At 63.5% G+C, this 25,281-nt stretch carries 21 protein-coding genes and 1 tRNA gene; 12 read left to right on the forward strand and 10 right to left on the reverse strand.

Going from position 1 to position 25,281, the window contains the following annotated elements; translation table 11 throughout:
- Positions 1-73 precede the first annotated feature (73 nt).
- Positions 74-146, reverse strand: a tRNA-Lys gene (locus tag LC531_RS10370).
- Positions 147-225: 79 nt separating this feature from the next.
- Here LC531_RS10370 and LC531_RS10375 point away from each other — a divergent pair.
- Positions 226-999: a hypothetical protein gene (locus LC531_RS10375; RefSeq protein WP_223650219.1), complete on the forward strand. Its 774-nt coding sequence runs from the start codon at positions 226-228 to the stop codon at positions 997-999.
- Positions 1,000-1,003: 4 nt separating this feature from the next.
- On the opposite strand, the gene LC531_RS10380 is transcribed toward LC531_RS10375, so the two are convergent.
- On the reverse strand, positions 1,004-1,804 hold the full coding sequence (locus LC531_RS10380) for an SDR family oxidoreductase (protein WP_223650220.1): 801 nt from the start codon (positions 1,802-1,804) through the stop codon (positions 1,004-1,006).
- A gap of 179 nt (positions 1,805-1,983) precedes the next feature.
- Here LC531_RS10380 and LC531_RS10385 point away from each other — a divergent pair, with 179 nt between their 5' ends.
- The 10 genes from LC531_RS10385 (at position 1,984) to LC531_RS10430 (ending at position 16,263) form a co-directional block, all read left to right on the forward strand.
- Positions 1,984-4,266 (forward strand): GEVED domain-containing protein, encoded by a 2,283-nt coding sequence (locus LC531_RS10385; protein WP_223650221.1) that lies wholly within the window; start codon positions 1,984-1,986, stop codon positions 4,264-4,266.
- 194 nt (positions 4,267-4,460) lie between these two features.
- Complete coding sequence (locus LC531_RS10390; protein WP_223650222.1) at positions 4,461-8,189, forward strand: T9SS type B sorting domain-containing protein; 3,729 nt, start codon at positions 4,461-4,463, stop codon at positions 8,187-8,189.
- Positions 8,190-8,372: 183 nt separating this feature from the next.
- Positions 8,373-9,896: an SGNH/GDSL hydrolase family protein gene (locus LC531_RS10395; protein WP_223650223.1), complete on the forward strand. Its 1,524-nt coding sequence runs from the start codon at positions 8,373-8,375 to the stop codon at positions 9,894-9,896.
- A 137-nt stretch (positions 9,897-10,033) separates the two neighbouring features.
- Positions 10,034-11,350: a GDSL-type esterase/lipase family protein gene (locus tag LC531_RS10400; RefSeq protein ID WP_223650224.1), complete on the forward strand. Its 1,317-nt coding sequence runs from the start codon at positions 10,034-10,036 to the stop codon at positions 11,348-11,350.
- Entirely contained in the window at positions 11,322-12,812 is a 1,491-nt protein-coding gene (locus LC531_RS10405; RefSeq protein WP_223650225.1) for an MBOAT family O-acyltransferase, read from the forward strand. The genes LC531_RS10400 and LC531_RS10405 overlap by 29 nt, the downstream gene beginning before the upstream one ends.
- Positions 12,813-13,104: 292 nt before the next feature.
- Positions 13,105-14,532, forward strand: a complete 1,428-nt coding sequence (gene rlmD, locus LC531_RS10410; protein ID WP_223650226.1) for a 23S rRNA (uracil(1939)-C(5))-methyltransferase RlmD — start codon at positions 13,105-13,107, stop codon at positions 14,530-14,532.
- 9 nt (positions 14,533-14,541) lie between these two features.
- On the forward strand, positions 14,542-15,045 hold the full coding sequence (locus LC531_RS10415) for a hypothetical protein (protein WP_223650227.1): 504 nt from the start codon (positions 14,542-14,544) through the stop codon (positions 15,043-15,045).
- Between the two features lie 193 nt (positions 15,046-15,238).
- Positions 15,239-15,673 (forward strand): hypothetical protein, encoded by a 435-nt coding sequence (locus tag LC531_RS10420; protein WP_223650228.1) that lies wholly within the window; start codon positions 15,239-15,241, stop codon positions 15,671-15,673.
- 5 nt (positions 15,674-15,678) lie between these two features.
- A complete protein-coding gene (locus LC531_RS10425) occupies positions 15,679-15,888 on the forward strand; it encodes a hypothetical protein (RefSeq protein WP_223650229.1) in 210 nt (69 codons plus the stop codon).
- Positions 15,889-16,263, forward strand: coding sequence for a hypothetical protein (locus tag LC531_RS10430; protein WP_223650230.1), 375 nt, complete (start codon positions 15,889-15,891; stop codon positions 16,261-16,263).
- Between the two features lie 131 nt (positions 16,264-16,394).
- Here LC531_RS10430 and thiL read toward each other — a convergent pair whose 3' ends face one another.
- On the reverse strand, positions 16,395-17,423 hold the full coding sequence (thiL, locus tag LC531_RS10435; RefSeq protein WP_223650231.1) for a thiamine-phosphate kinase: 1,029 nt from the start codon (positions 17,421-17,423) through the stop codon (positions 16,395-16,397).
- Positions 17,424-17,660: 237 nt separating this feature from the next.
- Between thiL and LC531_RS10440 the strand changes: the two genes are divergently transcribed.
- Positions 17,661-18,266 (forward strand): hypothetical protein, encoded by a 606-nt coding sequence (locus LC531_RS10440; protein ID WP_223650232.1) that lies wholly within the window; start codon positions 17,661-17,663, stop codon positions 18,264-18,266.
- A 150-nt stretch (positions 18,267-18,416) separates the two neighbouring features.
- On the opposite strand, the gene LC531_RS10445 is transcribed toward LC531_RS10440, so the two are convergent.
- The 7 genes from LC531_RS10445 to LC531_RS10475 all read right to left on the reverse strand — a co-directional run bounded on the left by LC531_RS10445 (position 18,417) and on the right by LC531_RS10475 (position 25,236).
- Positions 18,417-19,505, reverse strand: a complete 1,089-nt coding sequence (locus tag LC531_RS10445) for an NYN domain-containing protein (protein WP_223650233.1) — start codon at positions 19,503-19,505, stop codon at positions 18,417-18,419.
- 204 nt (positions 19,506-19,709) lie between these two features.
- The gene (locus LC531_RS10450; protein WP_223650234.1) at positions 19,710-20,564 is read right to left on the reverse strand and encodes a murein L,D-transpeptidase catalytic domain family protein; all 855 of its coding nucleotides are present in this window, start codon (positions 20,562-20,564) and stop codon (positions 19,710-19,712) included.
- 131 nt (positions 20,565-20,695) lie between these two features.
- Complete coding sequence (locus LC531_RS10455; RefSeq protein WP_223650235.1) at positions 20,696-21,529, reverse strand: murein L,D-transpeptidase catalytic domain family protein; 834 nt, start codon at positions 21,527-21,529, stop codon at positions 20,696-20,698.
- 88 nt (positions 21,530-21,617) lie between these two features.
- Positions 21,618-22,331 (reverse strand): DUF4198 domain-containing protein, encoded by a 714-nt coding sequence (locus LC531_RS10460; RefSeq protein WP_223650236.1) that lies wholly within the window; start codon positions 22,329-22,331, stop codon positions 21,618-21,620.
- Positions 22,332-22,385: 54 nt separating this feature from the next.
- Positions 22,386-24,488 (reverse strand): TonB-dependent receptor, encoded by a 2,103-nt coding sequence (locus LC531_RS10465; protein ID WP_223650237.1) that lies wholly within the window; start codon positions 24,486-24,488, stop codon positions 22,386-22,388.
- Between the two features lie 24 nt (positions 24,489-24,512).
- Positions 24,513-24,713 (reverse strand): hypothetical protein, encoded by a 201-nt coding sequence (locus tag LC531_RS10470; protein ID WP_223650238.1) that lies wholly within the window; start codon positions 24,711-24,713, stop codon positions 24,513-24,515.
- Positions 24,714-24,846: 133 nt separating this feature from the next.
- Positions 24,847-25,236: a hypothetical protein gene (locus LC531_RS10475; protein WP_223650239.1), complete on the reverse strand. Its 390-nt coding sequence runs from the start codon at positions 25,234-25,236 to the stop codon at positions 24,847-24,849.
- Between the last annotated feature and the right edge of the window lie 45 nt (positions 25,237-25,281).

Genomic DNA, 25,281 nt, shown 5'->3' on the forward strand with positions numbered 1-25,281 from the left:
AGGCGCGACTGATTGGGCAAAACCGTTGGCAGGAAAGAAAACCCCCCTTAGCGATAAGCTAAGGGGGGTTTAGTGGCTCCGCTGGGATTCGAACCCAGGACCCGTACATTAAAAGTGTACTGCTCTACCAGCTGAGCTACAGAACCGGTACTTTTGTGCTCACAAACGCGGCGCTTACCGTTTTTGTGGGTGCAAAAGTACAGCGATAATTTCACTCTGACAACCTTGGAGCAAAAAAAACTCCTCCTTTTCCAGCGCTGGCGCGGGCGTGCCTGGCTTATCCAACTGCCGTTCTGGCTGTTGGCCACGGGCTGCGGAAACGCATTTTTTTTACCGGGCACCCTCCCGGCCGACCGCAGTAGCCTGCGGCAAGCCGATTCTTTGTTTGAAAAAGGGCAGTACGCGGCCGTTTTGCCGCCCTACCGGGCCCAGATATGGCAACGGCGGGTGGCCTCGCCGCGCCTGCTGCTGCGCATGGCCTACGCCCAGCACCAGCTCGGGCACTACCCCGCCGAGATGCTGTACCTGAACCTGGCCCTGGCCCGGCAGCCGCGCCTCAGCACCTGGCGGCAGCTGGTGGTACTGGCCCAGCGCCACCAGCTGGTGGGCTACCCCGGCACCTGGCAGCAAGAGCTGCGGGTGCAGGCCCAGCGCTACTACTACCCCATCCTGCAAGCCCTATTGACCGGGGCCGTGGTGGTTGCGATGGGCCTGCTGCTGCGGCGCGGGCGCAGCCGCCGGGGCACCTGGCTCGCCTACGCGGCCTACCTGCTTGTCACGGGGGCCTACTTGGTGCTGCTGCGCCCCGAGCCAGTAGGCGTGGTAACGCGCGCCGGCGCGGCCCTGATGGCCGGCCCCGGCGCGGGCGCTACCTGGCTCAGCACCGCCGCCCCCGGCGACCGCCTGCCCGTGCTGGGCCGCCAGGACATCTGGTTGCGCGTGCGCTGGCAGGAGCGCACCGCCTACCTGCGCGCCACCGACGCGCTGGTGGTGGAGTAGCGTTCTAAAACCCTCCCTCCTCTTTGCGGAAGTTGTTCAGCACCAGCTTGTCCATCAGGCCGGGTAGCCATTTGTTGAGAAAAACTACCAACTTACCTTCGCCGGTGAGCACGAGGGTGCGGCGGCGGCGCTCCACGGCGCGGCGCAGGTGGCGGGCTACCTCCTCGCTAGTCATCATTTGGGCCTCGTCGCGGGGGGTATCGTGCTGGGGCTGGCCGTTGGCGAGCAGGGCCGTGTGGCGGATGTTGGAGGCCGTGAAGCCGGGCGCGGCCGTGAGCACGTTTACACCCTCGGGCAGCAATTCGGTGCGCAGGGCTTCGAGAAAGCCGTTCATGGCAAACTTGGAGGCCGAGTAGCCGGTGCGGCCCGGCAGGCCCCGGAAGCCCGCAATGCTGCTGATGCCCACTATCGTGCCCTTGCTGGCCAGCAGGTGGGGTAGGGCGGCCTTGGTGACGTACACGGTGCCAAAAAAGTTGGTTTGCATGAGCTGCTCAATGACCCTGACGTCCACCTCGGCAAACTTGGCCCGCATACTCAGGCCGGCGTTATTTATCAGAACATCGAGGCGGCCGAAGGCAGCGATGGTGTCGGCCACGGCGCGGCTGGCATCGGCCAAAATGCCCACATCGCCGGCCACGGTGCGGTGCTCGATGCCGGCGGCAGTCAACTCGGCGGCGGTGGCGGCCAGCCGCGCCGCGTCGCGGCCTGTGATGACGACCCGCGCCCCCGCCCGGCCAAACTCCAGCGCGCAGGCCCGGCCAATGCCCGACGTGCCGCCGGTGATGAGAACTACCTGGTTTTTCATGGTCCTTTTATTCCTGGTTACTGGCTGCAAACCTACGGCAGCGTGGCCGGCTGGTTAATTTTCACGGCTGATGAGGTAGTTAAAGCGCTTTCTTTATCTTTACCTTTAGCGCCTATTTCAAGAAGCCGCTGCACTTTGCCGGGGTGCGCGGGCTGTTGTCCCTTCCCGCTTTCTGTTGCATGTTTCTACCGCTACGCTCATGGGTGAGCCGCCTGGCCAGCTTCAGCCTGTGCCTGCTGCCGGCCCTGGGGCAGGCGCAATGCCCGCGGGCCGCCGCCTGCACGCCCGGCAAGGCCAGCAGCGCGCTGGCCGCTGCCTACGACATGGGTATTTATAACGTGACGCTGGGCACCATCAACAACACCAGCGGCGGCTACGCCGAAGGCTACAAGGACTTTAGCTGCGCTACCCCGGCCCAGAGCACCCGCCTGACGGTGAGCGTCCCTACCCCCCTCAGTATTCAGAATGGGACCACGGCCAACGAGAACGTGCGGGTTTGGATTGACTACAACAACGACGGGAATTTCACGCCCGACGAGCTGGCGTTTGCGTCGGACAACCAGCAGCTGCACACGGGCAGCATTACGCCGCCGGCCACGGCCGTGCGGGGGGTAGCGCTGCGCCTGCGCGTGGCCTCCGACTTTGCCGATGCGGCGGTGCCCACGGCCTGCTCCACGCCGCTTTACTCGCAGGATGAGGACTACGCCGTGACGCTGGTAGCCAATACCAGCCCGCCCACGGCGGCCTTCGTGGCCAGCGCCACCACCATTTGCACGGGGGCGGTGCAGTTCACGGACCAATCGACGGGCGCGCCCACCGGCTGGCTTTGGAATTTTGGCGATAACACCACCAGCACCGTGCAAAACCCGGCGCACACCTACGCCACCGACGGCACCTACCCGGTGACGCTGACTGCCACCAACGCTAGCGGCAGCAGTACCAGCGCGGCCACGGCCATCACCTACAATGGCCGCGTGCCGGTGGCAGCCAGCTGCGCGGGGCTGGCCGCCACCGGCAACTGCTGCAACTACGGCCTCACGCGGGTGCGGCTCAACACCATCGATAATACCTCGGCCGATGGCAGCGCGGGCTACCAGGACTTCACTTGCCCGCAGCGCACCAGCCTGATGGTGGGCCTGCCCTACCCCCTGCTGCTGACCACGGGCGGCACCAACGCCCACGACGTGCGCGCCTGGCTCGACCTCAACAACGACGGCGTATTTAGCGCCAGCGAACAAGTAGCCGAGGCGCTCAACACGACCAGCCCGCGCCTGACGCTGACCGTGCCCGCCGCGGCGGTGCTCAACCAGCCCCTGCGCCTGCGCTTCGTGGCCGATGGGGTAGGCACCAACCCCCAGCCCTGCGCCGCCCCCAGCCTGGGCCAGGTGGAAGACTACACCGTGACGGTCGTTCCCAACACCTCGCCGCCAACCGCGGCCTTTACCAGCACCTATGTGGCGGGCGCTTGCGCTGCGGCCAATACGTACACCTTCACCGACCAGAGCACCAACGGGGCCACGGCCTGGCGGTGGGCGGTGAGCCCGCGCACGGGCGTCGCGTTCGTGGGCGGCACCTCGGCCAGCTCGCAAAATCCGCAACTGGCCTTTACTGCCACCGGCTACTACACCGTGACGCTGACGGCCACCAGCGCCAACGGCAGCACCACGGCCAGCAGCCCTACCCCCCTGCTCATTCAGGTGCCGTGCCTGAGCTACTGCGCCTCGAACGGGGGCTACCCGAACCCCAACACCACCAGCTCGCTCTGGATTACCAACGTGCGCGTGAGCACGGCTAGTGGCGGGGCAGATTTCAGCAATAGCTCGGCCAACGCGGCGGGTGGCTACACGTTCTTCGTGAACCAGCCCGTGGGGCTGTTGGCGGGCGCAATCCAAACCATTACGGTGACTGCCAACCAGACGTATTTTCACCGCACGGCCATCTGGATTGACTACAACCACGACGGGATATTCTCGAACACGACCGGTTCGGATGGCGAACTGGTGCTCAATGCGTTCCAGAGCGGGGCCGTGGGCTCCGTGGCCGTGGTGGTACCGGCCACCGTGGGCAGCACCCGGATGCGCGTGGTAGTGAACGGCAACGGCAACGCGGCCAACGCCTGCGCTACCAACCAGGGTGAAGCCGAGGTGGAGGACTACCCCGTGAATGCGGCCCAGCCCCTAGCCGCCCGTGAGGCCCTGGCCCTAGCCGCCCTCACGGTGAGCCCCAACCCCAGCCCCGACGGCCAGCTGCAAATCAGGGTGAGCGAGCCCGGCCTCACTGGGTCTTATGACCTGGAGGTGCTGAGCCTGCTGGGCGCGCGCCTACTGGCCCAGCCGCTGCGCCTGAGCTCCGCCGCCCCCGCCGCGCTCGACCTGCGCGCCCTACCCCCCGGCCTGTACCTGCTGCGCCTTACCAACGCCCAAGGTCAAAGCGCCCTGCGGCGGGTAGTGGTGAAGCAGTGAGGTATTGCATGCAGTGAAGTAGCGGGTAAGGGGCTGGTGCTGATGGATTTTCCTTTGTAATTCACGCGCTTGGCAGCTTATCTCCTACCCCCTTCTTTGCGCAGTTATTCGGCTCAGGCCCGCCCCTGGCTTTTGTCGTGATTGGTCACGCAATCGCTACCTTACTTACTCACCCACTCCCCGATTTACCGTCGATGCTTGCAACTTTACTTCGGCGCTGGCCACTGCTCATCTGGCTGGTGCTGGTGGCCGGCCCGGCCCAGGCTACCCACCTGCTGGGTGGGGAGATGACGTACCGCTTTCTGGACCTCACCGGCCCGGCCGCCGCGCCGGTGCGCTACGAGATTACGGTCACGATTTATAATAACTCGAACCCCAACGCGGCCCTGCCCAACGTGGATGCGCTGGTGGGCCTTTACAACGCCCAGACGGGCGAGAAGCTGGAGTTGGTGCAGGGCGTGAACCTGCTGGCGGGTCCCGGCATCACGTCGCGGATAGTAAACGGGGCGCTGGATATTCGCAATTATACCATCTCGCCGATATTGCAGCCGATATTGCCGGCGGGCTGCACGGTGAGCGGGCCAAGGCAGCCCTTTCAGCTGCAGAAGTTTACGGCCATCGTGAACGTGCCCGCCACGGTGGCGGGCTACTACGCCGTGTTTACGCGCAGCGCCCGTAACGTGGACGTGGCCAACCTCGTCACGGCCAACAACAACCAGCCGCTGACCCTGTTCACGACGCTGGCCCCGCCGCTGCTGCCCAACCGCTCGCCGATATTTTCGGATACGGCCGTGGCCATCGTGTGCCAGAACGACACGACTATCTCGCTCAACAATGCGGTGGACCCCGACGGCGACCGGCTGGTGTACTCATTTGGCGCGCCCTACGGCTTGTTTCCAACTACCGGGGCCAACCTGCCGTTCACGTTTCCGCCGCTGCCCAATGCCATCCCGACCTACCCCGGCTTTTCGGTAGCGCAGCCTTTCGGGGCGGGGGCCGGCAACTTTGCCACTATCAATGCGGCTACGGGGGTAGCCACCTACGGCGGCACTACGCAGGGCAAGTACGTGGTGGCGGTAGACGTGCGCGAGTACCGCACCATCAACGGGCGGGAAGTGCTCGTTGGTACCACCCGGCGCGACTTGCAGCTGATAGTGGCGCAGTGCCCCGCCACCCGGCCGCCGATGCTATCCCCGCCCGCCATCACGCCGCGCAGCTACACCATCGAGGCCGGGCAGACGCTGAGCATCCCCATCACGGCCACCCAGCCCGATGGCGACCCGCTGGTGCTGACCCTCAACAGCGCGCTACTCGACGGGCCGGGCGGCTTCAATACCACCTTTAACAACGATGCGGGCAGCGTGGCCGCGGGCGGTGCCACGGGCACGGCCTCGGCCACCGGCAACGGCTCCGTAACGGGCACGTTCGTGTACAACTCGGCCTGCGGCGACGCGCGCGCTACCCCCTACGACGTCGCCCTTACGGTGAAGGACCGGGGCTGCGGCGGCAAAACCGCGGCCGATATCATTCGGATAACCGTGACCCGGCCCACTGGCCCCACCGCCATTGCGGGCGACGCGCTGGTGTGCCTGCTGAACACGGTGAGCACCTACACGGCCCGCGGCGGCACGGCCACGGGCGTGCGCTGGCGCGTGGTGGGCGGCACTATCGTGGGCAGCCCCACCGCCAACCCGGTGCAGGTGAAATGGACCGCCGCCGGCCCCGGCCAGCTGGTAGCGCGCGGGGTATCCAGCTTCGGCTGCCTCGCCGATTCGGTGGCGCTGCCGGTGTCGGTGGCCCCGGCGGGGCCGCTCACCATTACGGGCCAGCTGCGGGTGTGCCAGGGGGGTAGCACCACGCTGAGCGTGGCGGGCGGCCCTGGCCCCTACGTACTCACGGGCGGCAGCCTCAGCCTGAGCGGGGCCGGGCCATTCGTGGTAACGCCCACGCAGACTACCACTTACACCATTACCAGCACGACGCTGACCGGCGGCTGCCCCAGTATCGGCCAGGCCACCGTGACGGTGGTGCCCCTGCCGGCCGCCGATTCTATTGTGGGGCCGCAGTCGGTGTGCCCCACCATTACGGGCGTGGCGTATTCCATTAAAAAGCCCAGCAGCACCACGTACCAGTGGACCGTGACGGGCGGCACCATTGCCAGCGGCCAGGGCACGGCGGCCATCGCCGTGAACTGGGGCGCGGCCGGCGCGGGCGCGGTGAGCGCGATTGCCACCCACGGGCCGGACTGCCCCTCGCAGGCCTTCACGCTGCCCGTGCGCATCAACCTGGTGCTGCAAACGGCCCGGCCCACCGGCCCCGTCAGCGTGTGCCAGGCCGATGGGCCCTACCCCTACCAAACGCTGCTAACCAACGGCTCGGCCTACGCCTGGCAGCTGTTTGGCTCGGCGAAGGGCACGCTGGCTAGTAGCCTGAACACGACCAGCATCACCTTTACTCAGCCGGGCGTGGCGAAGCTTGTGGTGACGGAAACCAGCAACCCGGCCGGCGGCGTCTGCCGCGGCGGCAGCGACACGCTCTATATCACCGTGAAGCCCTCGCCGGCGGCTGGTCTGGCCATTCAGGGGCCGGCCCGCTTCTGCGTGAACAGCGGCCCACACACGTACTCCCTACCCGGCGCGGCGGGCTCTACCTACGCCTACCAGCTCAATGGCACGGCCATGCCCGCGACCAATGGCGCGGCCGTGGTGCCGGACAGCACGGCGGCGGGCACCTACACCCTCACCGCCCGCGAAACCAGCGCCGGGGGCTGCGCCGGGCCGCTTTATACCAAAACCTTCGTGGTGGACCCGCGGCCGGGCATCGTCACCATCAGCGGGCCGCGCTTCGTGTGCCCGGCCAGCCGCACCCTCACCTACGCGGTAGTGAACCCTACCCCCGGCTCGGCCTACCAGTGGACCGTGACGGGCGCAACGCTGGCCAGCGGCCAAGGCACCACCACCATCACGGTGGCCTTCCCGCCTACCCTGCCCGCCACCAGCAGCGCGGCCGTAAGCGTGGCCGAAACCTCGCAGTACGGCTGCGCGGGCGCGGGCGGGGGCCTGACGGTAGTACCCGATAATGCCCAGGCCCCGCAGCTGGAGTTTGCCTCGGTGATTGCGGACAACAGCCGCGTGGCGCTTTCCTACGCCATCAGCGAGGCCGTGAATACCCCGAACCCGATTCGCGTGCTGCGCCGCGACGCGGGCAGCACCGGGCCCTTTACGCAGGTGGGCACGACCAGCGTAAGGGATGGGGTTTTTCAGGATGTTACCGCCCAGCCCACGCAGCTGGCCTACGAATACACGCTGGCCCTTACCAATGGCTGCGGCGACGTGCTCACGGCCCCGCTATCGGCCACCACTATTCTGCTCCAGGCCGTGGCCATGCCGGGCCGCGGGGGCCGCGACCAGGGCTCGGTTAGCCTGAGCTGGACGCCCTACCTGGGCTTTCGGGTGCTGCGCTACAACATTTACCAGCAGAATGGGCTTACCGGCTTGCCCCTCGCCACCGTGCCGGCCACCACGCTCAGCTACCAGGTACCCAACACGGGCCAGGGCTTCACTCAGTGCTTTCGGGTTATCGCCGACCTGGAGGACCACGGGTTTAAATTCGATACCACTCCGATATCGGGCTCCAACACCGCCTGCGTGGAATTTGCCAATAAAACGGCCTTCTACAACATCATCACCCCCAACGGCGACGGGCAGAACGACCTGCTCATCATTGATAACGTGCAGCTCTACCCCGGCAACTCCCTCACCATTTTCAACCGCTGGGGGCGCGAGGTTTTCGCCACTACCAACTATAACAACACCAGCAACGCCTGGGGCAGCGACCCCGGCATCGCGGCCGGCGTGTATTACTACCTCTTTAAACTGCCCGATGGCAGCAGCACCAAGGGCTGGGTGGAAGTAGTGAAGTAGTCGTGCATTCTGACGCGCCATGCGATTGCTTCGCATGGCGCGCCAGAACAAATGGCTTCAGAATAATTGGTTTTTTATTTGAATGGCTCTCAGCCGATGGGGCGGCCTCTTGAGTGAGAAAAGCTTTTTTAACGAAAAAATGGCTGGGTAGCGAGCGTACTTTTGCGGCCCGTTAGCTGGCCTATGAAGTCCCCGCGTTCGCAAAATCCGTTTCTGCTGGTCCTGCTCATCGTGAGTTTGCTGGGCCTGCTTTCGCTCTTACAACCGGGGCTGACGGTGGGCGGCGTGGCCCTGCGTCCGGTGCGCCTGCTGGCCGACGTGCTGCGCCCCAACCCCGCCGCCGCCGCCGAAACCCTACCCCCGCCCAACGGCCCGGCCGGCCCCGCCGCCCCGCCCGATTCGGTGCTGACCGCCCAGGCCGCCCCGCCCGCCGACTCGGCCGAGGTGGCCGCCGTGGCGAAGGCCCCGGCCGTGGCCAACCTGGGTGGCCTCGATAATTTTCTGGCCGCCCTGCGCCAGACCAAGGCCGATGGCAGCCCGGTCCGCATTGCCTACTTCGGCGATTCCATGATTGAGGGCGACCTCATCACCAGCGACTTGCGCAACAGCCTGCAAGTGGCGTTCGGGGGCAGCGGCGTGGGCTACGTGCCCATTCACACGGTGGCGGCCGATTTTCGGGAAACCATCCACGAAACGGCTTCCGCTGATTGGCAGGAGTACAACCTGGTGTCACCCAAGCTGCCGGCCGGGTTTGCGCTGGGCATTTCGGGCCACGTATTTGTGCCTCGCGTAGCAACGGCGGCGGCCGATAGCACTGCCGCGGGCGGCGCTAGCTGGGTGCGGTTTCAAACCGGCCAGCGGTTTGCGCCGGTGCGGCGCTTTGCGCGGGCGCGGCTTTTCTACGGCCCCGGCGCGGAGCCCGCCGAGGTGCTGGCCACCACCGATGGCCACGCCGTGCCGCACGCCCTCTCCGGCCAGGCCGCCCTTAATGAGCTGCTGCTCACGCCCGCCCGCCCGGCCCGGCAGCTGCGGCTCGATTTCAAGACCCCCGGCCCGCGCCCAGTGTACGGCGTCAGCTTCGAGGGCACGGGGGGGGTAGTACTGGATAACTTTTCGTTTCGGGGCAACAGCGGCATGTCGCTCACCCGCATTCCGTTTCGGGAGCTGGCTGCCTTCGGCAAAGCCCTGGATTACCGCCTCGTCATCCTGCACTACGGCGTGAACGTGGCCGATGCCCGCAACAAAACCTACGGCTGGTACGAGCGCGCCATGACCCGCGTGGTGGACCGGATGCAGCGCGCCTTCCCCGCGGCCAGCATCCTCATCATCGGCATGAGCGATAAAAGCTCGCGCCTCGACGGCGAGTTCATCACCGACCCTAGCGTGCCGCGCCTACTGGCCGCCCAGCAGCTGCTGGCGAAGCATAATCACGCCGCGTTCTGGAATTTATTTGAGGCGATGGGCGGCGAAAACTCGATGGTGAGCTGGGTGGAAGACAGCCCGCCGCTGGCCAACCGCGACTACACGCACGTCAACCCCCGCGGCGCGCACCGCATCGCGGGCCTGCTGTTTGACTACTTGATGGCCGAGTATCAGCACCCCGGTCAGCCCGCCCCGGCCGCCCCTACCCCCGACTCGGCGGCGCGGCCGGCCCCGGCCCCTACCCCCCCGGCGCGGGTGGATAGCGCGACGAGCCAGGTGCCATGAGGGCGGCGTATTTTCGCGGCTTGACTGAGTTGAGAAATTTAGTTGGTGGGCGGCGCATCCGGCTTACCTCACGAAACCCCTATGGGGCCGGCCCCCTCTCCTGCGGAGAGGGGGAGCCTGACGATTCACGTCCGCGCATGACCGGTGCCCCCTCTCCGCAGGAGAGGGGGTCAGGGAGTGAGGCAAACCGGTCGCGCCGCTACCCACCCCTCCCCGGCCAGCTAAAGCTTCCCCTACTTTTCCTCCTCCTCCTCACCCTCCCCGCCCACGCCCAACGCCTCGACAGCCTCCAGGCCGCCTACCCCTTCCTGCGCACCTCGGCCAACCGCATCGAAAATGCCAGTATCGGCTTGCAGCGATTTTACCAGCGGCTGGCGGGGCTGCCGCTGCACCCGGCGGCGCTACCCGGCGGGCGGGTGAGCGTGGTGCATATCGGCGATTCGCACTTGCAGGCCGATGAGTTTTCGGGGCGCACGCGGCGCGAATTGCAGCGCACGTATGGCAACGCGGGGCTGGGGCTGGCCTTTCCGTTTGGGGTGGCGCATACCAACGGTTCGCCCGCGTTTCACACCGTCGCCGTGGCCGGCACCTGGCAGGCGCGGCGGGCGCTGGCCGCCCCGGATAGCACGCTATCCATCGGCGTCAGTGGCTTCGTGCTGACGACCGCCGACTCGGGCGCGGCCTTCACGCTGCGCGTGCCGGCGCTGCGCCGGCCCAATTACAGTTTCAATAAGCTGACCGTGCTGCGGCAGGCCGGCCCGGCGGCGTTCGACTGGGTGGTAAGCTCGGCGCAGGGGCGGCGGCTGGGGCTGGTGCCGGGGGTAGGGCCGGGCACGGCGGTAGTCCTGCGCCTCGATTCGCTGCGCGATTTTGTGGAGCTGCGCACCACCCGCACGCGGTCGGCGCAAACGAGCGGCGTGCTCTACGGCCTGCTGCTGGATAACGGGCAGCCGGGCATTATTTATAATACCATCGGGGTGAACGGGACGGCAGTGCGGCACTTCGCCTGCGCCCCGCTTTTCTTCGAGCAGCTGCCGCTGCTGGAGCCCGATTTGTTCATCATCTCGCTCGGCACCAACGATGCGTATTCGGCGGGCTTCGACCCCGATTTATTCGCCCGGCAGCTCGATTCGCTCATCAACGGGCTGCGGCGGCGCTGCCCGCGGGCCGAAGTGCTGCTCGCGGCCCCGCCCGATTCGTACCGCGCCCGGCGCTACCGCAACCCTGATTTGGAGCGGCTGCGCACCGTACTGCGCGCCTACGCCCAGGCCCACGACCTGGCCTACTGGGACCTGGCCGCCGTGCAGGGCGGCTACGGCTCGATGCGCCAGTGGCGCGCCGCTGGCCTGGCCCAGGCCGATTTAGTCCACTTCACCCACGCCGGCTACGACCTTCAGGGTCTGCTGCTTTACCTCGCGCTCCAAGATGGATTTGCTGCGTTCCGCGCTCGCTGAGCTGGACCCCGACCGGCTCCTCAGCCAGTTCGTGTATCACCCCAAAAGCCCCCTGCTCTTCAACACGGGCTTCTTTTTGCTGCTTTTTCTGGCCTTTTTGGGGGTGTACCAATTGCTGCGCGAGCACCACCGGGCGCGCCTGCTGTACGTGACCGCCTTCTCGCTGTTTTTCTACTACAAGTCCAGCGGCTGGTACTTTTTGCTGCTGGTTTTTTCGACGATTATCGAGTACCATTTTGCCCGCTGGATTGCCGATTCCGGTAGTCCGGGCCGGCGCAAGCTGCTGCTCGTCCTCAGCTTGTGCGTCAATCTGGGGATGTTATTCTATTTTAAATACACCAACTTTTTCCTCAGCGGCTACCACGCGCTCACCGGCCAGCCGGTGCCCATTTTGCACGTGCTGCTGCCGGTGGGCATCTCTTTTTACACGTTTCAAACCCTGAGCTACACCCTGGACGTGTACCGGGGCCAGCTCGCGCCGCTGCGCAGCATCTCGGATTTCGCGTTTTTTGTCACCTTTTTCCCGCAGCTCGTGGCCGGCCCCATCGTGCGGGCCTCCGATTTTATTCCGCAGATTAAAAACAAGCCCTTCATCTCGCGCGAAGGCATGGGTAGGGCGGTGGTCCTCATCGCGGCGGGCTTGTTTAAGAAGGCCGTCATCTCGGATTACATCAGCCTGAACTACGTGGACCGGATTTTTGACCAGCCCGGCCTGTATAGCGGCGTCGAAAACCTGCTGGGCGTGTACGGCTACGCCTTGCAGATTTACTGCGATTTTTCGGGCTACTCCGACATTGCGATTGGCATTGCGCTGCTGCTGGGCTTCCGCCTACCCCCCAATTTTTTGTCGCCCTACCAGAGCACGAGCATCACCGAATTCTGGCGGCGCTGGCACATTTCGCTCTCTAGCTGGCTGCGCGATTACCTCTACATCCCGCTGGGCGGCAACCGGAAGGGAGTAGGGCGGCAGTACCTGAACCTCTTTTTAACCATGCTGCTGGGCGGGCTCTGGCACGGGGCCTCGCTCACGTTCGTGCTCTGGGGCGCGCTGCACGGCGCGGCTCTGGCCGTGGACAAGCTCTTCAAACAGGTCTTCCGGCCGGGTAATAATTGGCTGATAAAGCTGCTGGGCTGGGTCATCACCTTTCATTTCGTGTGCTTCTGCTGGATATTCTTCCGGGCCGGCACCTTTGAGGTAGCCAGCCAGGTGTTGCACCAAATTATTTACAACCCGCGGCCCGATTTGCTCCTCCAGGTGCTGGGCTCGTTCCGGCCGGTGTTCGTGCTGGTGGCGCTGGGCTACGCCCTGCACTTCGTGCCCGATGGCGTCACCCTGCACCTCGAAGGCGCGATGGGCCGCCGCTCCGTGGTGGCGCAGGCGGTGCTCGTAACGATGATTATCTGGCTGGTTATTCAGGTAAAATCGGCCGAGATTCAGCCCTTTATTTATTTTCAGTTTTAGGTCGATTGGGGCGGGCTGCTACGCCCTACTTCCGCAGTACCACCACGTACCTCGGAGGTAGGCGCGCTTACCTCCGAGGTAGCAAAACCTAGTCTGGGAGCACCGCCGCGTACTTCGGAGGTAGCAAAACCTACCTCGCAGGCAGCAAAAGCTACTTCCGAAGTAGCAAAACCCGGTTCGGAGCTAGCAATCCCTACCTCGGAGGTAGCAAAAGCTACTTTGGACGTAGCCGCGTCTGCTTCGGAGGGTGGCCCCCTACCCCCGTACTTTTGCCCTTCTATCAATAGCCGCCATGCCCAGCAAAGCCACCAAACTCGCCAACTCCATCCCGCCCGAAGCGCTCCAGAACGTCGAAATCCAGGACATGGTGGCCGAAGGCAAGTGCCTGGTCCGCATCAATAACCTAGTGGTGTTCGTGAACCAGGTGGCCCCCGGCGACGTGGTGGATTTGCGCATCAGCAAGGCCCACAAGCGGTTTATGGAGGCCATGCCCACCAAGTTTCACACCTATTCGGAGCAGCGCGCTACGCCGTTTTGCCAGCATTTCGGCACCTGCGGGGGCTGCAAGTGGCAGCACCTGAGCTACGACGCGCAACTGCACTACAAGCAGCAGCAGGTGGCGGACCAGCTCACCCGCATCGGCAAGCTGGAGCTGCCCGAAGTGCGCCAGATTCTGCCCTCGCCCGAGCGGACCTACTATCGCAACAAGCTCGAATACACGTTCAGCAACAACGGCTGGCTCACGGAGGAGCAGATAAAGGACGAAAGCGCGCAGTATGACCGCCGGGTGCTGGGCTTCCACACGCCGGGGCGCTTCGATAAGATATTGGACGTGGAGCACTGCTGGCTGCAACCCGAGCCGAGCAACGAAATCCGCCTCTTCATCCGCGATTATGCGCGGGAGCACCGCCTGCCCTTCGGCGACATGGTGCGCCAAACCGGGCTGCTGCGCAACCTCATCGTCCGCACCGCCGCCAGCACCGGCGAAACGATGGTGATTTTGCAGTGCTACCACGCCGATGACGCGCTCCTACCCCTGCTGGATGCCGTGTACGCCAAGTTTCCGCAGATTACTTCGCTCAACTACGTGCTCAACAACAAGGGCAACGAGACCTTCCACGACCTAGAAGTGGTCTGCTACCAGGGCAAGCCCTACATCGAGGAAGACATGGATGGCCTGCGCTTCCGCATCGGCCCAAAGTCGTTTTACCAAACCAACTCGGCCGGGGCGCACAACCTCTACAAAGTGGCCCGCGACTTCGCCGAAATCAAGCCCACCGACCTCGTCTACGACCTCTACACGGGCGCCGGCACCATCGCCAATTTCGTGGCCCGCCAGGCCCGGCGCGTCATCGGCATCGAGTACGTGGCGCAGGCCGTGCTCGACGCCCGCGTGAACTCCGACATCAACGGGGTCACGAACACCGAGTTCTTCGCCGGCGACATGAAGGACCTGCTCACCGAGGAGTTCACTACCCACCACGGCCGCCCCGATGTGCTCATCACCGACCCGCCCCGCGCCGGCATGCACGAGGACGTAGTGCAGCGCCTCGTGGCCCTGCGCGCGCCCCGCCTCGTCTACATCAGCTGCAACCCCGCCACCCAAGCGCGGGACTTGGAATTATTGGCCGAGGCGTACCAAGTAACCCGCGTGCAGCCGGTGGATATGTTTCCGCACACCCACCACGTGGAGAACGTGGTGTTGTTGGAGTTGCGGTAGGTTTCAATAATGTCCTCTAAACCTGCATCTGTTTTCACCAAATTAATAGGCGGATTTTCCATTTGTCTTCTTTTATGCTTATTTACGTTATACCGCAATCAAAAAACCAAAAACCAATTTCAACATTTAACAGGCACAATAACTGCGCTCACTAAATCGCTAAAAATTGAGGGATATTCTAGTCCAGATAAGGAGCCCATACGGTACCTACAAATTCAAGATTCCTTACCAATTTTCAGGTTGTTTATTGGGGAAGATATTGATGGTTCCAAACCATCTTTTGAACGAGTAGATGAACTCAGAGCCGGCGATGTAGTTACAGTTTACTATGATAAAAACTATTTGAACAGCAATTCTGACGTTGTTTCTAATCTTGCCTATTTTGTAGACAAAGGTCAACAAGCCTACTTCATTCGAGGAAATAAGGATAATGAAGTATATTACTTGATTAGCATTTGCCTGATTGTAATTGCCGTCTCATACTTTTTAAAGAAAGCCGGCAAAATATCGTAATCTGAAATGGACTACTTCAACGACCCCGAGCTAAACGGCAACTACCTGGGCACGATTACCACCGATTTCACCCCCGCCCCTACCCCCCGCCAAGCCGCCTAGCCATGCCCGAGCCGCCTGCCTTCGCAGAGCGCATTGATAAGCTCGCGCACTCGATTGAGAATGCGCAAACGGCGAGTCGTTTCCCACGGAAGTGCGCCCGCTAACGGCGGCGGCAGCTCGCAGGCTAAAAGGCTGGGCGTTCGAGTGGAGCCGGGAGGCGGCTACGCCGGGACGGCAGGTTTACCAGTTGAATACAGTTGATAACCCGACTGTTATGCAGGGCCTTATCAGCTTGGAGGCCAGGCCCGACAACGTATTCATGCACCTGGTAGAAAGCGCTAATTTCAATAAAGGCAGCGGCAAGGTGTATCTTGGGGTGCTAGGCAACCTGGTCGCGTTTGCCTGCCGCTGGTCGTTTGAGCTAGGCTACGAAGGCTTCGTGAGTTTTGATAGCAAAACTACCCTCAAAACTCACTGCAAGAAGATATTGGGTGCTCAGGAACTTGGCGGGTTGGGAATGTACCTGGGAACCTCAGCCGCCACTATACTCGTTAAAAAATATTATCCCGGTTTCATTTTTCCTTAACTATTATGGCTGCCACGACCACCCGCCCAGCTCGTCGCAAAATAGGCATTGAGCCTCGCGGAATCGACCTAACTCCTATTTATTCCCGCCCTCGTACTGAAGAGGAGGAAAAGGAAATCAGCGCCTTCTTCCAAAAGTTGCGCGCCGAAAACGATAAGAACCCCGAAATAGTGGCCCTGCGCGAAAGGCTGGCCCAGCGATACCCCAAACCGTAAATGGACTACTTCAACGACCCCGAGCTAAACGGCAAATACCTGGGCACGATTACCAAGGATTTTGCCACCGCCTCCGATACCATTCGGGAAGCCTCGTACCAGATTCGCAAGCGGGATATTTCGCGGTATCCGGTGTTCGTGTTTGCCCGCCAAACGGTGCAGCTCGGCAGCCTGCTCATCAATGGCGACGAGCTGGATTTACAGTGGCACGTATTCGCCTCCTACCTCGAAATCCTGACCCAACAAGGCATCGTGGACCCGGAGAAAACCGCGGATTTTATCAGCAACTGGAAAGAGCCTGACGAGTTTTGCTGTCTGCTGGTAGTGGATGAGGAATTCACGAATTTCGTGTACATTCCGTATCCCGAGGATTAAAAAAGAATACGAAAGAACGTCATGCTGAGCTTGTTGAAGCATCTCTACCGAACGACACCCGAACGGCGCGGATGAAGCGGGAGAGATGCTTCGACAAGCTCAGCATGACGTTCTTTTATGCTTTTCTTTTTCTAAAAATGGTTGAAACCCTGCGCTTGCAGTGGCACCGCCTGGCCCGATTTCGTAATCAAATTAACCGCATCATTCTGCTCCGTTAAATGGCCGATAACGGTAATATCGGGGTGGTTTTTAATCTTGGCGTGGTCAGCGACCGGGATGGTAAATAACAATTCGTAGTCCTCGCCGCCGTTGAGGGCGGCCATGAGGGGGTCGAGGTTAAATTCGGCGGCGGCTTCGAGGGTCGGGTTGGCCAGGGGCAGGTACTCGCTGAAGACCCGCGCGCCGGTGCCGCTGGCGGCGCAGAGGTGCATGACTTCCGAGGCCAGGCCGTCGGAGATGTCAATCATGGCGGTGGGCTGCACGCCCAGCTCGCGCAGCTCGTGCACGACGTCGAGGCGGGCTTCGGGGCGCAGCTGGCGCTGCACCACGTAGTCGTAGCTTTCCAGTTCGGGCTGGGTGTCGGGGTCGGCCAGGAAGGCCTGCTTTTCGCGCTCCAATACTTGCAGGCCGAGGTAGGCCCCGCCGAGGTCGCCCGAGACGCACAGAATATCGGTGGGCCTACCCCCCGAGCGGCGCACGGCCTGGCCGGCCGCCACCATGCCCAGCGCCGTGACGCTGATAACCAGGCCGCCGCGGCTACCGGTGGTATCGCCGCCCACCAGGTCCACGCCGTAGGCTTCGCAGGCCAGGCGCATCCCGGCGTACAACTCCTCCACGGCCTCTACCGTGAAACGGGGGGGTAGGCTCAGGCCGACGATAATTTGGGTGGGAGTAGCAAACATGGCCGCCACGTCCGACACGTTCACGGCCACCGCCTTGTAGCCCAGGTGTTTGAGCGGCGAGAATGATAAATCAAAATGCACGCCTTCCACCAGCAAATCGGTGCTGATGACGATTTCCTGCCCGGCCGGCGGGGCCAGGATGGCCGCATCATCGCCGATGCCCAGGATGGTACTGGGCTGGGTCAGGGTAATGTCGCGCTGCAAGCGGCGGATGAGCCCAAACTCGCCGAGCTGGGAAAGGGGCGTTAAATCGGACATATTGTTGGTTGGTAATCGTTTGTCATGGCGAGCACCGCGAAGCAATCGTACCCGAACGATGGACGAACGGCCGGCGCAGGTACCGTTCGGGTGCGAGGGCTTCGCGGTGCTCGCCATGACAAACGGTTTCTTATTTCATTAATCCAAAGGTACGGCCACTCCCTACCCACCGTTTGGCCGCCTAAATTTGCGCGCCCGCCAACACCTTAATTATTCCTAAATTCCCGTTTGGTTTTCATGAAAGCTCTTTTCTTCGCCGGCCTGCTGACCCTGGCCGTGCTGCCCATGTGCAAGCCCGACGCCGCCAAAAACACCACCGCGACCACCGGCGAAAGCCCGGCCTCACCGGCGGCGGTACAGGCCCAGCTCACTATTTTGCGCGACTCGGCCGATGCCACTTGGCAGCGCATGACGGCCAGCGATGATAAAACGCTCGGCAACCTGCGTGAGCTGCTGCAAGACCTCAGCAAGTATCCGGGGGCCAACCAGCCGCAACTTACTGCGCTGCGCGGCACCCGCGCCCGCATCCAGCAACAGCGCTACACCCGCGAAACGATGGCTTCCTCGGCGCTCATCGACCGCTACGATACCGCCCAGGATTCGCTGCTGAAGGCTGTGTACGCCGTGGCCGCGCCCGGCGGCAACGCACCCTCCCAAGGCGTGCGCGACCGCGTGGAGGCCGTGCAGGCCGCCGATGCCAACGTGGTTATTTACCGCTCGCACTACGATAAGGCCGCCAAAGCCTACAATGCCTACCTGCAAGTGCACGGCGAGGCGCTGACCAGCATGGGCGGCCAGTACGCCAAGCTGCGGCCTTTGCCGCTGTTTGAGATTAGCCAGTAGAGAGAAGAAATGAGCAAAAAAAGGGCGGTCATGCTGAGCTTGTCGAAGCATCTCTACCGAACGACACCCGAACGGCGTGGTAGAGATGCTTCGACAAGCTCAGCATGACCGCCCTTTTTTTGCTCAGTTACTCATTTGCTCCCTACCCCCCTACTTCTCCTCCACTGGCCCAGGGTTCAGCTCGCGCACGTCGGGATGCTGGTAGTTGACGAGGATGACGGAGAAGGGATGCGGCTCGCCCTCGCGCTTTTCGAGGCGCACGGCTCCGGCATCGCGGAGCTGGCTCAGGAGCTGGCGGCGCTCCCAGTCGGGCAGCTCGGGCAGCACGTCGGTGAGGCGGCGCAGGAAGGGGCTGGCCCAGATTTCGGGTGCCCCGTGCTGGCCGGCAAAGCGTTGCATCTGCTCCAGTAAAAACTCCAGGCAGCGCCGCTCGTCATCGCGGATGATGCGGCGGACGGGCGCAAATGTGGCCGGCGGCTCTTGCAGCAGTTGCTCCATGAGACTGGGGCGGGCGGGTACACTGGGCCGCGCCAGGGCGGGAGCGGGCGCATTCCCGGCCAGGGTAGCACCGCTGGCCGCCGCGTCCTGGGCGGCCTGCCGGGCGGCGGCCGTCTGCACGCCCGCCATGCCTTGCTCGCGCAGGCGGCGCACTTCTTCACCCTGGCGCAGGCGGGCAGCGCGGTGGTCTTCCAGCGCCTTCAGGCGCTCGGCGGGCAGCAGCTCGCGGGCGTCGATGAAGTGCTCCTGGCCCAGCATCTGGAGCAGGTCGCCGGATACGCTTTCACGGAAGCCCACCACTTTCACCTGCCGGGCCTGGCGGCGCAGGTGCTGGAGCACGGGAATGTAGTCGCGGTCGCCGGCCACGAGCACAAACGTGCCGATGGCGGGCCGGGTGTAGAGAACCTCCAGCGCGTCGATGCAGAGCTGCATATCGGCCGCGTTTTTGTGGTCGGTGCCCAGCACGTTGCGCGTGCTCACGCCCATGAGGTAGAGCGGCCCCTGCGGGCCGGTCGGGATTTTGTCGAAGTCGGCGTAAGCATTGAGCACCAGCGAGTCGAGGCCCTGCTCGCGCTTAAGCGAGTCGCGCAGGGCACGCACCAGGTCCAGGGCATAGTCGTGGGGGTCCTGCGGGTCGAGGTAATGATTTTTAAGAAAGTAGTAAACGTTCTCAAAATCAATAAATACGGCGGCATACGGCGAGGCCGGCGGCACCGCGGCCACGGGGGTAGGAGTCAGCATAAGTACTTGGCAAGAAGGCAGCGGCCCGGCGGGCCACAAAAGAAGCGCGAGTCGGGCAAAGGTCGGCCCTAACCCCGGCGCGGCCAACCTGACGCGAGGGTTTTTCTTACGTGGAAGCCATAACTACTTTCAGCCCGCGGCGGGCTAAATAGAAAAGGTCCTCCTTACCACCGGTAGAAGGACCCTCTCACAGAAAAGCTTACCTCACGAATGCGTAGGCGGCTTGAGCGCTAGTGCCGCTAAAGCAATATTCTGATTAAGAAACCTCGAGTTGTAGCCCGCGTTCGACTTACTTAGAAACAGGCAGCTACCCCCCCGCACGGCATCAATTATCTGCGAATACTGGTCGAGTGGCAGGGCGGGGCAGCCGAGGCTGCGGCCCAGGCGGCCATTTTGCTTGATGAAATCCTCACTCACGTAGTCAGCGCCGTGCATCACGATAGAGCGGGCAAAGGCATTGGTATTGAAACCATCATCCACACCCTGCAAGCGCAGCGAGTGGCCGTGCTTGCCCTCATATTCCTGGCCCGTCACGTAGAAGCCCAGGCTGCTCATGTTGCTTTGGTCGGTATTGGAAAATTGGTTGGCTGCATTCTCGCCCGAGTTGTGGCCGTGGGCTACCAGCGTGTGGAACACAATTTTAGTATGGGCCAAATCCAGCACCCAGAGGCGCTTTTCGGTGGAAGGCAGGTCAAAATCCACTACTGTCAAATGCTGCTGCTGAGTGGCCAGGTGGCCGGTTTCACGCAGGTTGAGGTAGCCGGTCATGGCTTTTTGGAAAACCTCGAAGCGCAGGCCCTGCTGGGCAGCCCCGAGGCGGTCATAAGTCTGGCGCAGAGTAACATCGAAGCGGGCCAGCGGCGTAAGGGCCGCCGTAGCGGGGGCCTTCGCGGCGGCCATCGTCGTCAGGGTCAGCACGTGGGCGGAGGATTGCAGCAGTGGGCCAGCCAGCGGCGTCGCCAGAAACAGCGACGTTATAAAGGGCAGAGCGCGCCGCACAAAGCGCCGACGGCGGCTAGTACGCTGGCGATTCACTACGCTGGAATGATGCTTTTTCATAACAATCTCACGAGCATTATAGATAAGGAAAGCGTCCGTCAAGAGCGAACTACCAGTTTCAAAGCTACTATACGCAGCCCGTATTCGTTTGGGTCTGCCGCAACGCGGCGCGGGCCCGGAAAATTCCGGGTCTAGCGCCAGCCGCGCCGGACGAAGCGCCGCCCGGCGGCCGGCCCATCGAGCCAGCGCGAAGCTAGGCCCGGCCCGCTCACCAGCAGCATGCTACCCGTGCGCAACGTGCTGATAATGGCCTTGTACTGCGTGGGCGGCAGGGCCGGGCAGCCCTGGCTGTAGCCCAGGTGGCCATGCTGGCACACGTAGTCGGGGCTGGCATAGTCGGCGGCGTGCAGCACAATGTAGCGGTCAAATACGTTGGTATTTTCCCCCTTATCGTACCCCTGGAGGCGGCGCGAATAGCCGTGAATGCCGTCGTAAGTGCCCGAGGTACGGTAAAACCCCAGGGAGGTGCATTTCGAGCTTTCGACGTTGGAAAATCGCCGGGCGCGCAGGTGACCCGAGCCCTGGCCGTGGGCTACTAAGCTGCGGTGCAGCACTTTAGCTTCGTTTAAATCAATGACCCAGAGGCGCTCGGTGGTGTTGGGCAGGTCCATATCGGCCACGGCCAGCACGCCGGCCCGCTCAATGCGGCCAGTGGGATGCAGCGTGAGGTAGCCTACGCAGGCCTGCGCTAGCACGGCCGGCCGCAGCCCCACCGTATCGGCCCCAAGATGAGTATAGAGCTGGCCGATGGCCTGGCGCAGCGTATCGGGCACGCCGGCCACGGGCGGCACGGGCGTGAGGCGCAGCGAGTCGGGCAGTGGGGCGGGGGTAGGAAGTTGGGCGGCGGCCGGGCGAGCGGTAGCCAGCCGCGCCGGGTGCTGGCAGGCGGCCAGTATTATCCCTACCCCCACCAGCCAGCTTAGGCCGCCACCCATCAGCCCCCGAAATACTACCGCCCACCTCATACCCAAAAGTAGGCGCAAAGAGACCACCCCAGCGCTTTTTTCTGCTAAAAAAGACGCTGGGGTGGCCTGGCTCGGGCGGCCCTACCCCCTACTCGGCTACGAAGACGAGCGCGGCGGTGAGGCTGAGGCGCGTAGCGTCGGGGTCGGCCAGCTGGTTGATGTCGAGGTCGTTGGCGAGGCGGTTGATGCCTTTGACCAGCGTCACGGTCACCTCGCCGCTAGCGTCGGTGCGGGGGCCTTCCTCGTTGCTGTTGTTTTCCACCATCGCGTTGGCCACGGGCTGGCCATCGAGCAGCAGGCGCACTTTAAAGGACTGGCCGGCCTGGAGCGCGCCGGTGAACGCCTCGGGCACGAACTCGAAGCGCTGGCCCACGGGCTTGAACATCCAGGGCTGCCAGCTGAGCACGGTTTTAGAAAACTTGAGCGGGTGCGACCCTACCCCCCCCGCGCCGGCCGGCTCGGTGGTCAGGCGCACATTGCGGCTTTCCTTGTCCTGGGGCGTTTTGGTCCAGTAGCCGTTGTCAAAATCGAGCACGAATAGGACCGGCTTGCCGGTGGGCTTGATGCTCAGGCCCTTCGCCGTAGGCTGGCGGGTATAGGCCAGGAAATGCTGCTGCGCATCGAGCACTTGCAGGGTCGTGACCTTGGCGGCGGGGTAGGCTTCGGGGATTTTGTGGCCGTAAAAAACCTGGTACACCGGCCCGCCAAGCGGGTCTACCCAGGCATCGTGGGCCAGCAGGGGTAGGGCGAGCAGGGCGGTGGCGGCCGCCAGCAAAGCCGGTTTGCGGAAAGAGTTTTTCATGCGGAATAATGGCTTAAGAAGTAGCTAATCAAATAAATAACGTTTTCAGGAAACTCAGAAAGGGATTTTCACGCCGGCCGTGAAGGTGGCCTTGGCCTGGGGTGCGGTTAGCAACAGGCCGCCCGAGACGAAGCTCATCTCGTCGAGGCCGTGGCTGCCGTCGGGATAAATAGTGCTTTCGGCGAAAAAGCGGAAATTGGGCCAAGCCGGGCGGATGTAGATAGCTTTGGCCGAGAGCCGCTGGAAGGTTGGGCTTTGCTGCGAGCCGTCGCTAACCAGGTATTTGCGCCCGATGAGCTGGTCGTAGAGCGAGAGCGTGACTTGGTTGGCAGCCTGGTTGGCGGCCCCAAACGTGTAATCGAAGCCCAGCGTGGCCAGGTCGCGGGGCACGGTGGTCACGTACATGGGCTGAGCGTCGCCGTTGCGCAGCTCGGCCAGCACGTGGGTGTAGTTGCCAAATATGGCCAGGCTGCCGGGGTCGTCGCCGAAGCGGTAGCGGGCCTCCACTTCCACGCCCTGGCGCAGCGTGCGGCCGTAGTTGATGAGCGCCCCCGACACGGGGTCGTTCTGCACCTCACCGGTTTGGGTGGAGCGGTACACCGAGGCCAGCACGTGCGCGCGGCCCGTGGCATCATCCACGGTAATGCCCGCCTCGTAGCTCGTCAGTTTCGACACGCCCAGGCCAGGGTTATCAATAACTTCCTCGTAGCCGCTGGGGCCTTTGAAGCCCTGCGCGTAGTTGGCAAACAGCCCTACCCCCCTCGCCACGGCGTAGGCCAGGCCCACCTTGGGGCTGAACGCGGCGGGGTGCACCTGGATGTTTTTGTTGGGGTAGTCGGTGTCGAGGGCCAGGCTGTTGATGTTGTAAAACAGCAGGTCGTAGCGCGCCCCGGCCGTCAGCTTCAGCTGCTCGGTCAGCTTGAACTGGAGCTGGGCGTAGGCGGCGGGCGTGTACGTGTGTATCCGGCGGCCCTGCACCTGGCTTATCTCCTGGCGGGCCACCGTCACGAAGCGGGTGGTATTGATGTTATCGCCCCGAAAATAAAGGCCGCCCGCGTACTCGGCCGGCAGCCCGAAAAGGGTGCTCTGCACGGTGCGGCGCAGGTCGAAGCCCGCCCAGGTGCGGTCGCCTTCCTCGCGGCGCTGCGGGCCGTTGGGCGCGCCAAACATGGCGGGCTGGTTCACGCGGATACGCACGAAATCGTGGTGCTGCACGTAGGCCGTGGCCTGCCAGTAGGCCGCGTCGTTGCTGCCACGGTAGTTAAATACCAGGTTTTGCTGGTTGGTATTGCCGCCGTCGGTGGGGTCGAGGGCGGCGCGGCGGCTCAGCAGGCCGGCATCCACGGCGGCGCGATTGAGGTAGTTGGCCGAGCCAAAGGCATTGCTGAACACCTGCGCCCGCACCGAAGCCGTGCCCGCCAGCAGCGGAAACGCGTACTTGGCCAGCCCGTTCAGGCGCTGGTAGCGGTTGTTGTCGCGGTAGGCATCGGAGTAGTTTTCCTCCAGCGCCACGTAGCCGCCGGCCTTGCGAAAGTCGCGGCTGCCAAAGCCTGCGATGGCCACGCCGCGTATGGTGCCGTAGGTGCCCGCCGAAAACGTGACGCTCGACGCCAGCCGGTCTTCGGTATCGAAGCGGATGGAGCCGCCCAGCGCGTGGTCGCCGTAAAACGGGCTGTTGGGCCCGCGCACCACCTCTATGCGTCGTATCGTTTCCGGGATGAGCGGGTTGAGGTCGGTGTAGCCGTTGGTTTGAATGTCGGAGCCCTGGTTTTGCGGTACGCCGTCGATGCTGAAGGCAATGTCGCGGGCGTGCTCGGTGCCCACGTAGCCGCGCAGCTGGATGCCGTAGCCCACCCCGCCCAGCTGGTAGTTGGTCACGTTGAGGCCGGCCAGCGGGCGCAGCAAATCGCCGTAAGAAGTAACCGCCTGCTTGGCCACGTAGTCGCGCCCCACCAGCGTCACGGAGGCCGGGCTAGCCGTGGCCTCGCCCGAAAGTGCGGTTTTGCTCGTGGGCGTCAGGCTGCCGCGCACTTCCACGCTGCCGAGGCGCTTGGTCTTGGTGGTGTCGGCGGGCGGCGTGCTCGACTGGGCCACGCCCAAGCCGGGCAGCAGCACGCCCGTGGCGGCTGCTGCCCACTTTAAATAGGTGTGCATCATACTGATTATCAGTAAATAATCAGCTTAAAATAGCATCGCCGCCCGGCACTGCGCCTGGTAGCGCGACTGGTCGGCGCGCTGCCGGGCGCGCTTATCAACCGGGCTGAGGGGGGTAGGGCGAGCCGCTTTAGCAGCCAGAACTGGCAAGCCAAGAGCGGAAGAAGTCAGTTGCGGCAGGCGCACGGCCAAAGGTGCCGCGGGTATGCCCGCGGTCTTAGAAGACAAGAGAAACATAAAAAGTCGGGAGTAGCAGCGGCCGGCCGACGCACGTCGGGGCCGCGGGTTGCTGGATAAGACACGGTCGGCCCGCTCAGTGCGTGCCGACTACTGGCCGCCGGGCGGGCGGCCAGCGGGTGGCTTATCCTCGACGGGGAGGGTCGTCCAGGCGGTCGTGCACGCCGGACGGCACGGCTACTTCGCGCCCGGCTACCGGCCGGGCGGCGCGCCACTGCACAGGCAGGGCCACCGCGGCTACCACCGGGGGTAGGCAGTGCAAATCCAGGCCCTTAAGCGAGGTGAGCAGCTGCTGGAGCGGCAAGGGTTTGTGGCCCTTCTGCACGTGGTACTGCACGCCGTTGCAATCGTCGAAGCAGGTACCGCCGCGCCAGGCGTTTTTCAGCTGGCAGTCGGGGCTGTGCACGTAGTCGAAGGGCCGCGCCGCCGCAATGCCGGCCTGCGGGGCCACGCTCGCGCACACCACCAGCAGGTAGTTGAGCAGCAAGAGCAACACGAGTAGCGAACGGGCCATACGCAACGAAAGTAGTGAAAGCTACGCAGATATTAAGCTAGTGGT

The organism is Hymenobacter psoromatis, from assembly GCF_020012125.1.
Lineage (GTDB): Bacteria > Bacteroidota > Bacteroidia > Cytophagales > Hymenobacteraceae > Hymenobacter > Hymenobacter psoromatis.

Bases quoted from the DNA above. Each gene is read 5' to 3' on its own strand.
- LC531_RS10445 (WP_223650233.1), bottom strand. From the start codon at position 19,505: ATGCTGACTCCTACCCCCGTGGCCGCGGTGCCGCCGGCCTCGCCGTAT.
- LC531_RS10380 (WP_223650220.1), bottom strand. From the start codon at position 1,804: ATGAAAAACCAGGTAGTTCTCATCACCGGCGGCACGTCGGGCATTGGC.
- LC531_RS10440 (WP_223650232.1), top strand. From the start codon at position 17,661: ATGAAAGCTCTTTTCTTCGCCGGCCTGCTGACCCTGGCCGTGCTGCCC.
- LC531_RS10395 (WP_223650223.1), top strand. From the start codon at position 8,373: ATGAAGTCCCCGCGTTCGCAAAATCCGTTTCTGCTGGTCCTGCTCATC.
- LC531_RS10465 (WP_223650237.1), bottom strand. From the start codon at position 24,488: ATGATGCACACCTATTTAAAGTGGGCAGCAGCCGCCACGGGCGTGCTG.
- LC531_RS10415 (WP_223650227.1), top strand. From the start codon at position 14,542: ATGTCCTCTAAACCTGCATCTGTTTTCACCAAATTAATAGGCGGATTT.
- LC531_RS10390 (WP_223650222.1), top strand. From the start codon at position 4,461: ATGCTTGCAACTTTACTTCGGCGCTGGCCACTGCTCATCTGGCTGGTG.
- LC531_RS10475 (WP_223650239.1), bottom strand. From the start codon at position 25,236: ATGGCCCGTTCGCTACTCGTGTTGCTCTTGCTGCTCAACTACCTGCTG.
- LC531_RS10385 (WP_223650221.1), top strand. From the start codon at position 1,984: ATGTTTCTACCGCTACGCTCATGGGTGAGCCGCCTGGCCAGCTTCAGC.
- LC531_RS10425 (WP_223650229.1), top strand. From the start codon at position 15,679: ATGGCTGCCACGACCACCCGCCCAGCTCGTCGCAAAATAGGCATTGAG.
- LC531_RS10460 (WP_223650236.1), bottom strand. From the start codon at position 22,331: ATGAAAAACTCTTTCCGCAAACCGGCTTTGCTGGCGGCCGCCACCGCC.
- LC531_RS10455 (WP_223650235.1), bottom strand. From the start codon at position 21,529: ATGAGGTGGGCGGTAGTATTTCGGGGGCTGATGGGTGGCGGCCTAAGC.
- rlmD (WP_223650226.1), top strand. From the start codon at position 13,105: ATGCCCAGCAAAGCCACCAAACTCGCCAACTCCATCCCGCCCGAAGCG.
- thiL (WP_223650231.1), bottom strand. From the start codon at position 17,423: ATGTCCGATTTAACGCCCCTTTCCCAGCTCGGCGAGTTTGGGCTCATC.
- LC531_RS10400 (WP_223650224.1), top strand. From the start codon at position 10,034: ATGACCGGTGCCCCCTCTCCGCAGGAGAGGGGGTCAGGGAGTGAGGCA.
- LC531_RS10430 (WP_223650230.1), top strand. From the start codon at position 15,889: ATGGACTACTTCAACGACCCCGAGCTAAACGGCAAATACCTGGGCACG.
- LC531_RS10405 (WP_223650225.1), top strand. From the start codon at position 11,322: ATGGATTTGCTGCGTTCCGCGCTCGCTGAGCTGGACCCCGACCGGCTC.
- LC531_RS10450 (WP_223650234.1), bottom strand. From the start codon at position 20,564: ATGAAAAAGCATCATTCCAGCGTAGTGAATCGCCAGCGTACTAGCCGC.